Source organism: Streptomyces sp. bgisy159, from assembly GCF_057707805.1.
On the sequence record NZ_JBYIQX010000082.1, the window covers coordinates 1 to 9,808 of the forward strand.

At 74.4% G+C, this 9,808-nt stretch carries 3 protein-coding genes; all 3 read right to left on the reverse strand.

Annotated features, from left to right (window positions below; all coding sequences use genetic code 11):
- On the reverse strand, positions 1-1,476 hold a 1,476-nt coding region (locus tag AC3ET3_RS35380), incomplete at its 3' end, for a condensation domain-containing protein (protein WP_435613668.1).
- A gap of 4 nt (positions 1,477-1,480) precedes the next feature.
- Positions 1,481-9,247 carry an amino acid adenylation domain-containing protein gene (locus AC3ET3_RS35385; RefSeq protein ID WP_435613669.1) on the reverse strand — a complete coding sequence of 2,589 codons (7,767 nt, stop codon included), beginning with the start codon at positions 9,245-9,247 and terminating at the stop codon, positions 1,481-1,483.
- The coding region (locus AC3ET3_RS35390) for a phosphopantetheine-binding protein (RefSeq protein WP_432140070.1) at positions 9,244-9,808 on the reverse strand (565 nt) is incomplete at its 5' end. The genes AC3ET3_RS35385 and AC3ET3_RS35390, both read right to left, overlap by 4 nt.

Here is a 9,808-nt window from a genome sequence, read left to right on the forward strand (position 1 = left end):
GAACTCCCCATAACTCAACGACTCCCCCTCCGCGATCACCGCCACCCGATCCGGATCACACCGCACCCGCTCCTCGAACACCCCCGGCAACGTCCCCTCCTCCACCACCACCGCCGTGTCGTTCACCCCCCGCACCAACCACTCACGCTCCTCCACCGACAACACCTCCACCGCACCCACCCGCAGGTGCGGGTCGGCGGAGACCTGTTCCAGCACGCGGACGAACCGGGCGACGATCGATTCGGCCGTGTCCCGGTCGAACAGCTGGGTGGCGTACTGGAGGTCGCCCCGCAGGCCGCCCGTCTCGTCCATCGCGATGCTGAAGAACAGGTCGGACAGCGCGGTCTGGGTGAGGTGCTGCTCGAACTCGACCGTCAGTCCCGGCAGTTCGAAGTCCTGTCGGGCGAAGTTCTGCCAGGCGAACATCACCTGGAACAGCGGCTGGTAGGCCAGGGAGCGTTCGGGGTTGATCTGCTCGACCAGGGTCTCGAACGGCACGTCCTGGTGCTCGTAGGCGGTCAGTGCCTTGTCCCGGACCTGGGCGAGAAGATCGGCGAAGGTGGGGTTGCCGGAGAGGTCCACGCGCAGGACCTGGGTGTTGACGAAGAATCCGACGAGGTCGGCCAGCGCCTCGTCGGTCCGGCCGGCGATCGGGCCGCCGATCGTCACGTCGTCCCCGCCGCCGAGCTTGCCGAGCAGCACTCCCACCGCGGCCTGGAGCACCATCGCCATGGTCATGCCGCGCTCGTCGGCCAGCTTCTGCAGGCCGGCCGCCACCGCGGGTTCCACCACCACGTCGACCGCCTCGCCGTGGGAGCTGCGCTCCGCGGGCCGGGGCCGGTCCAGGGGCAGGTTCAGCGGCTGCGGCACGCCCGCCAGTTCCGCGCGCCAGTAGTCGATCTGCGCGGCGGCCAGGCTGCCGGGGTCGTTCACGTCGCCGAGCAGCTCGCGCTGCCAGAGCGCGTAGTCCTTGTACTGCACGGGCAGCGGAGCCCACTGCGGCGGCCGGCCCTCGCGCCGGGCGGTGTAGGCGGCGGTCAGGTCACGTGCCAGCGGCCCTCCCGAGACGCCGTCGGAGGCGATGTGGTGGATGACCAGCACCAGGACGTGCTCCTCGGGCGAGCAGCGGAACAGGTGCGCCCGGAAGGGGATCTCGGCGGCCAGGTCGAAGCGGTGGGCGATGACCTCGTCGATCGCGCCGGGCAGTTCCCCGGGGCTCACGTCGACCAGCGGCAGCGGCACCGGCGCGTCCGCGGCCGCCAGGATCCGCTGGTGGGGCTCGTCGTCCTCGTCGGTCACGTAGGTGGTGCGCAGGGTCTCGTGGCGGCCGACCACGTCGCGGACGGCCGCCGCGAGGGCGTCCCGGTCGAGCGGCCCGGTCAGCCGGAACGCCGGGGAGATGTTGTAGGTCTCCGCCCCTGCCTCGATCTGGTGCGTCAGCCACATGCGGCGTTGTGCGAACGACAGCGGAATCACGGGTTCACTCCTCGACGGTCATCGGGCGGAGATGGGGGCGGAGGGGCACGGCCGACTCCTCGGACCAGGCGGCGAGCGCGGACACGGTCGGCAGGTCGAAGATCTTGCGGATGGGTATCTCGGTCCCCAGTTCGGCGCGCGCCCGGCTGATCAGCCGGGTGGCGAGCAGGGAGTGCCCGCCGAGCGTGAAGAAGTTGTCGTCGACGCCGACCCGGCCGACGCCCAGCACTTCGGCGAACAGCCTGGCCAGCGCCTTCTCCCGGGCGCTGCGCGGTGCCCGGAAGCCGGTGGTGGGCGTGAGGTCGGGGACGGGCAGGGCCTTCGCGTCGAGCTTCCCGTTGGGCGACAGAGGCAGCCGGTCCAGCGGCACGTACGCGGCGGGCACCATGTAGTCCGGCAGCCGCTCCGCGAGGTGGCGCTGCAGTGCGGCGTGGTCCGGGGCGCTCCCGCCGGGGGCGGGGACGACGTAGGCGGCCAGGTAGCGGGTGCCGCCGGCCTGCCGGGGCACGACGGCGGCCTGGGCGACGCCCGGGTGGGTCGTCAGGGCGGCTTCGACCTCCCCCGGTTCGATGCGGTAGCCGCGGATCTTGACCTGGGTGTCGATGCGTCCCAGGTGGTGCAGTTCCCCGTCCTCGGTGAGGCGGACGAGGTCGCCGGTGCGGTACATGCGGGACCCGGACGGCCCGTAGGGGTCGGCGACGAAGCGGTCGGCGGTCATGCCGGGCTGGCGGTGGTAGCCGCGCCCGGCGCCGGCCAGGTACAGCTCGCCCGGTGTGCCCGGGGGCAGCAGGGCGAGGGCGGGGCTCAGGACGTAGGCGCGCACGCCGGGGAAGGGGCGGCCGACGGGCACCCCGGCGGGGTAGCGCTCGCCGGGGTCCAGGAGGTGACTGGTGGCGTAGAAGGTCTCGCTGGGGCCGTAGCTGTTGATGACGCGTGCGTCGGGCCACAGGGAGCGCACCCGCGCCGCCAGGGCCGGGGTCAGTACCTCCCCGGAGATGTTCAGTGCCGTGGGGGTGATGCGGCCGGGGAGCTGGTCGACGAGTTCGGCGAAGGCGGACGGCACCGAGCAGACGACGTCGACGTCCCAGTGGTCCCGTTCGGCCAGCTCCAGCACGTCGCGGACGATCTCGGCGCTGCCGCCCGTGGTGAGCGCGGCGAACGTCTCGAAGGTGGCGACGTCGAAGCCGAACGAGGCGGCGACCAGGACCCGTGCCCCGTGTGCGGCTCCGGCCTGCGCGACCATCGTGTCCACGGCGTTGACGACGGTCTTGTGGGTGACGCACACGCCCTTGGGCACGCCGGTGGAGCCGGAGGTGTACACGACGTAGGCGAGGTGGTCGGGGCCGGCCGCGGGCCGCGGGGCGGCGGTGCCCGGCGTCGCGGCCGGGGCGGCGAGGTCGTCCAGCAGCACCACGGGGATGTCGGTGTCCGGGACGAGCGCGCGGGTGGCGCCGTCGGCCAGGATCAGCTCCGGGCGGGCTCCGGGCAGGACGTGCCGCAGGCGGGCGGTGGCGTAGGCGGGGTCGACGGGCAGATAGGCGCCTCCCGCCTTGAGCACCCCCAGGAGGGCCACCACCGCGTCCACCGTGCGCGGCAGGACCAGGGCGACCACGCTCTCCGGGCCGACCCCGCGCCCGGCGAGCCCGGCAGCAAGCCGCTCGGCGCGGGCGTCCAGTTCGGCGTAGGTCAGCGCCTCGGCGCCGGCCCGCACGGCGACCGCGTCGGGGGTCCGCGCCACCTGCGCCTCGACGCGCGCGGTGATCGTGTCGTGGGCAGGCGGGGTGGCCTCGGCGGCGAGCGGGCCGAGGACCCGCTCCCGTTCGGCGGGTTCCAGGGTGTCGATCCCCGCGACCCGCAACCCCGGGTCGGCGGCCAGCTGCCGCAGCACGCGGGCGAGGCGGGCCGCGTACGCCTCGACCGTGCCGCGGTCGAAGACGCGCGGCGCGTACTGGAAGGTGAGCTGCGGGTGCGGGTCGGCCGCGGCCAGCAGGCACAGCGGGTAGTGGTTGCCCGCCGACGGGCGCAGACCCGTGTAGGAGATGCCGCCCGCGGCGTCGGTGGCGGCGCTCAGCCCCTCCCGGTCCACGGGGTACGACTCGAAGACGAACAGTGTGTCGAACAGGGACTGCAGGCCGGTGGCTCGCTGGATCTCCGCGAGCCCGTGGAAGTGGTGCTCGGCCAGCGCGGCCTGCCGCTGCTGCAGCCGGGTGAGCAATGCGGCCACCGTGTCCCCGGGCGCGTACGTGACGCGTACGGGGACGGTGTTGATGAACATGCCGACCATCGACTCGACGTCCGGCACCGCGGGCGGCCGGCCGGAGACGGTGGTGCCGAAGACCACGTCCTGGCGGCCGGTCAGCTGTCCCAGCAGCAGCCCCCAGGCGCCCTGGACCAGGGTGTTGAGGGTGACGCCGAGGTCGGTGGCGCGGCGGGTCAGCGCGCGGGCCTCCTCGGCCGTGAGGGCGACGTCGACCTGGCCGCGGCCGCCGTCGTCGGCGCCGGCCGCGTCGGCGGCGAGCAGGGTCGGCTCCTCGACGCCGTCGAGTTCGGCCGCCCAGGCCCGCGCCGCCGCGTCCCGGTCCTGCCGTGCCAGCCAGCCGAGGAAGTGCCCGGGGTCGCGGGTGGCGGGCAGCGCGCCGGGGTCGCCGTCGGAGGCGTAGAGCAGCAGCAGGTCCCGCATGAGCAAGGGGGTGGACCAGCCGTCGTAGAGCGCGTGGTGGGCGGTCAGGACGAGTTCGGGCCGGCCGGGTTCGAGGACGGCGAGGGCCAGCCGCAGCAGCGGCGGGGTGGCCGGGTCGAAGTACCGGGTGCGGTCCTCCTCCAGGAACCGCTCGAACTCCTCGGTGCGGTCCGGCTCGTCGGCACCGGTCAGGTCGAGGTGGCGCCACGGCAGGGTCACCGCGGCGGGCACCACCTGCACGGCGTCGCCGTCGGCGCGGTCGGCGAACGCCGCGCGCAGGCCGGGGTGGCGGTCCAGCAGGGCCTGTCCGGCCCGGCGCATCCGCTCGGGGTCGACCTCTCCGGACAGGTGGAACACCAGCTGGATGTGGTAGGGGTCGAACGCGGCGCCGGCCAGGGTCGCCTGGAAGAGGATCCCGGACTGCGCCGGGGTCGTCGGCCACACCGCGGTGAGCCGGCCGTAGCGGGCCTCCCAGGCGTCGATCTCCGTCTGGTCCACGGTGACCAGGGGCGCGTCGCTCGGGGTCAGTCCGCCGGCGCCGGGTCGGGTGACGTGCCGGGCCAGGGCGGACAGGGCCTCGACCCACAGCCCGGCCAGTTCGGTCACCTCGTCCCGGGTGAGCACGCCCGTGGGGAAGCCGAAGTAGGCGGTGAGTTCGTCACCGTCGGGGGTGCCGGTGGCGACTACGTTGATCTCCAGCGCGGACAGCACCGGCAGGTCCGGGTCCGGTGCGGCGATCAGGTCCCGGTGGGTGGTGTCCGGGGCCCAGCCCAGGCCGCGCAGGTCCTCGGGGAGGTCCGCTGCGGAGGACCGGCCCAGGTAGTTGAAGCCGATCTGCGGTGCGCGCAGCCCGGCGAGTTCGCCGGCGGTGCGCGGGTTGAGGTGGCGCAGCAGTCCGTAGCCCAGGCCGTTGTCCGGCACTCCGCGCAACTGCTCCTTGACGGCCTTGACGGCCTGCCCGGCGGCCGGGCCGCCGGCGAAGGCGTCCGCCAGGTCGATGCCGGTCACGTCGAGGCGCACCGGGTACATCGCCGTGAACCAGCCGACGGTGCCGGACAGGTCCGCGCCGGGCACCAGGTGTTCCTCCCTGCCGTGCCCCTCCAGCCGTACCAGTGCGGCCGTGCCGCCGGACCGTGTCCGCCGGCGGTGGGCGAGGGCCAGGGCCAGGGCGGTCAGCAGCCCGTCGTCGGGGCCGCCGCGGAACAGCGCGGGCAGCGTGTCGAGCAGGGCCCGTGTGACGTGCGCCGGGACCTGGACGCGGACCGTGTCCGCGGTGCCGGCGACATCGAGCGCGGGGTCGAGCTCCCGGGCTCCGAGGACGGGTTCGTCCGCGCGCAGGATCTCCTGCCACCGGGGCAGTTCGGCCACCCGTGCGGGTGCGGCCGCCTCCTGTGCCAGGGCGTGCGTCCACCGGCGCAGGGAGGTTCCCGCCGGGGCCGGCGGCAGGGCACGGCCGTCCCGGACGGCCTGCCAGGCGGCCACCAGGTCGGGCAGCAGGATCCGCCACGAGACGCCGTCGACGACCAGGTGGTGCAGGACGATCAGCAGCCGGTCGTCGCCGGTGGCGGAGGTGAGGTGCACGAACTGCGCCATCACGCCCGCGTCCGGGTCCAGCCGGTCGGCGGTGGCGTCCAGCTCGGCCTGCACCCCGGCCGGGTCGTAGGGCGCCTCCCGTACCAGAGCGTCGGCGTCCACGCTGCCGGCGGGACCGATCAGCAGGCCGGGCCGCTCCCGGTCGAGCCGGGAACGCAGGACGTCGTGGCGGTCCAGGACCGCCCGGACGGTCGCGAGCAGTCCGGCGCGGTCGATGTCCGGGGGCAGGGTCAGGAGCGCGGACATGCAGAAGCGGCCGATGCGGCCGCCGAGGGCCAGCACGTGGGCCGCCGCCGGCGGCAGCGGGGCCGGTCCGACCCCGCCGCCCGGCAGTTCGGCCAGGACCACCCGGTCCTCGTCGCCGCGTTCTGCGACCAGTTCGGCCAGGCGGGCCACCGTGCGGTGCTCGAAGACCTCCCGGGTGCTGACCGTGACGCCGCGCGCCCGGGCCCGGGCGACGACCTGGATGGAGCGGATGCTGTCTCCGCCGGTGGTGAAGAAGTCGTCGTCCAGGCCGACGCGCCGGACGCCGAGCACGTCGGCGTAGACCTCTGCCAGGACCTGTTCGGTGGCGGTGCGCGGGGCCCGGTACTCGCCGCCGCCGAACTCAGGCTCGGGCAGGGCGGCCCGGTCGGTCTTGCCGTTGGCGGTCAGGGGGAGTTCGTCCAGGACCACGAGGTGGGCGGGGACCATGTAGTCCGGCAGCCGCCGGGCCGCGTACCGGCGCAGGTCGGCCACCGGGAAGGCGGAGCCGGTCCGCTCGTCGCCGTCCCGGGTGGCGGCCGCCGCCGGGGTCACGTATCCGACGAGCCGTTTCGCGCCGGTGGGGTCCTCGTGGGCCGTCACCACGGCGCGGGCGACCGCGGGGTGCCGGGCGAGCACGGTCTCGACCTCGGTCGGCTCGACCCTGATGCCGTTCACCTTGACCTGGGTGTCGGCGCGCCCCGCGTAGTGCAGATTGCCGTCGCGGTCCCACCGGGCGAGGTCGCCGGTGCGGTACATGCGCGCTCCGGCGGGTCCGAAGGGGCAGGCGACGAACCGCTCGGCGGTGGCCGCGCCGGCGCGGTGGTAGCCGCGGGCGAGCAGTCCGGCGACGTACAGTTCGCCGGTCACCCCGGCCGGGACGGGGGTCAGTTCCGGGCCCAGGACGTAGGCGCGCATGTGGGCGAGGGGGCGGCCGACCGGTACCGCGCCGCTCGCGGCCGACCGCGGCGGGACGGTGTGGGTGGAGGCGTAGAAGCTCTCTGTCTGGCCGTAGGCGTTGACGACGCGGACCCCGGGCAGGGCGTCGCGCACACGGTGCGCCAGGTCGGCGGAGAGGGCCTCCCCGGCGAAGACGACGGTGTCCGCGCGCAGGGTGACGCCGTCGGCGGCGACCTGGTCGAGCAGGGCGGAGAACACCGCCGGGACGGCGCTGACGGTGGTGCCCGACCAGCCGTCGCGCGACCCGAGTTCGAGCACGTCCTCGACGAGGTCGACGCACGCCCCGGTGGTGAGCGCCGTGAACGTCTCGAACACGGAGACGTCGAAGTTCACGGAGGTCGCGGCGAGCATCCGGGAGCCCTCCTCGACCCCGGTCACCCGGCGCAGGTCCGCCACGCCGCGCACGACGCAGGCGTGCGTGACCCCGACGCCCTTGGGCGTCCCGGTCGATCCGGACGTGAACATCACGTAGGCGAGGTGGTCGGGTGAGAGGCGGACGTCCGGGGCCGCGGGCGCCGCGCCGTCGGGGTCCGGCTCGTCGAGGTCCAGGTCGTCGAGGTGCAGAACCGGTGGCAGGCAGCCCGCCACGGTCGCCTCGGTGGCGCGGTCGGTCAGCACCAGTGCGGGCCGGGCGGCGTCGAGCAGCAGGGTGACGCGGCCGGCGGGGTAGTCCGGGTCGACGGGCAGGTAGGCGCCGCCCGCCTTGAGCACGCCGAGGAGGGCGACCACCAGGTCCGCGGTGCGGGGCAGCGCGACGGCCACCAGCACGTCCGGGCCGACCCCGCCGTCCCGCAGGAGGGCGGCCAGCCGGCCGGCGCGGGCCTCCAGTTCCCGGTAGGTCAGCGCGGTGCGGCCGTGGACCACCGCGGTGGCGTCGGGGGTCCGTGCGGCCTGGGCGGCGACCAGTTCCGGCAGCGTCGGGAGCCGCTCCGGCTCCCGCGGCCCTGCCGGGCGGGTCAGTTGTTCCCGTTCGGCGTCGGTGAGCACGTCCGTCGCGCCGAGCCGGGTCCCGGGATCGCCGACGACCTGCCGCAGCACCCGTACGTAGCGCTCGACGAGGCTCTCGGCGGTGGCGTGGTCGAACAGGTGCGTCGCGTACTCCAGGCGTCCTCGGGCGCCCCCGGAGGGGTCGGGGACGATGTTGAAGAACAGGTCGAACTTGGCGGTGCCCGTGCCCACCGGGACGGGGGTGACCCGCAGGTCCGGCAGCTCGATTCCGGACCAGGCGAACTGCCAGGCCAGCATCACCTGGAACAGGGGCTGGTAGGCGGTGGTGCGGTCCGGGTCGAGCAGTTCCACCAGGTGCTCGAAGGGGACGTCCTGGTGGTCGTAGGCGGCGAGGGCGCGATCGCGTACCTGGTCCAGCAGGTCGGCGAAGGCGGGGTTGCCCGACAGGTCGGCGCGCAGCACCCAGGTGTTGGCGAAGAACCCGACCAGGTCCTCCAGTTGCTCGTCGGCACGCCCCTCGATGGGACTGCCGATGGTCAGGTCGTTCCCGGCGCCGAGGTGGTGCAGGAGGACGGCGAGTGCGGCCTGGGCGACCATCGGGGCCGTGGCTCCCCGGTCGGCGGCCACCTTCCTGATCCCGGCGAGCAGGTCCGCGTCGAGCGCGATGTCGACGTGGCCGCCGCGGTGGTCGGCCGCCGTCGGCCGGGGCCGGTCCAGCGGCAGCTGCACCGGCTGGGGTACGCCGTCCAGTTCCTTGTGCCAGTAGGCGAGTTGTTCGGCGACGACGCTGGTGGGGTCGTCGGCCTCGCCCAGCATCTGCCGCTGCCAGAGCGTGTAGTCCTTGTACTGCACCGCGAGCGGCGCCCAGTCGGGCGCCGCGTGCCGGCGACGCGCGGTGAACGCGGTGACCAGGTCCCGCAGGAAGGGCGCCATCGACGCGCCGTCGGCGGCGATGTGGTGGAAGACGAAGACCAGCACGTGGTCCTCGGGGGAGACGCGCAGGACGGTGACGCGCAGGGGCGGTTCGGCGTCCAGGCGGAATCCCGTACGCACGGCCTCGCGCAGGGCGTCGTCCGTCGCGTCCGCTGCGACGTCGGCGACCCGGAAGGGGACGTCGGCCTCCTCCGGGGGCAGGATCCGCTGTTCGGGCGTGCCGTCGGCGTGCTCGACGATCAGGGTGCGCAGGCTTTCGTGGCGGGTGACGACGTCCGTCACCGCCGCGGCCAGCACCGCGGTGTCCAGCGGGCCCTGGAGGCGCAGCACGAACGGGATGTTGTAGGTCGCGGACGGCCCCTCCAGCCGGTGCAGGAACCACAGCCGGCGCTGGGCGAAGGACAACGGGATCATCGACGGTTCTCCTCTACGGTCATCTGGCGCAGTCGGGGACGGCTCGACCGGGTCTGCTTCCGGATCCGGTCCGCCAGCTGGGCGACGGTCGGATTGCGGAACACCGTCGTGACCTTCACGTCGACGTCGAACTCGGCACGGATACGGCCGACCAGCCGGGTGGCCAGCAGTGAGTGCCCGCCCTGGTCGAAGAAGTCGGCGTCGACGCCGATCTCGTCCACGCCGAGCAGGTCGGCGAAGAGCCGGCAGAGGACTTCCTCGTCGGGGGTGCGCGGTCCTCGGCCCACCGGGGCCTCGGTGGGGCCGGGCGCGGGGAGGGCGCCGCGGTCGAGCTTCCCGCTCGGTGTCGCCGGGAACGAGGCCAGCGGGACGATCGCGGAGGGGACCATGTAGTCGGGCAGGCGCTCGCGCACCGATTCCGTGAGGGCCTCGGTGTCGAAGGCGCACGGGTCGCTTCCGCCGGCCGGTACGACGTACCCGACCAGCCGTTGGTCGTCGGCGCGGTCCTCTCGGACCACGACGACCGCGCCGCCGACCGCGGGGTGCGCGGTCAGTACCGCC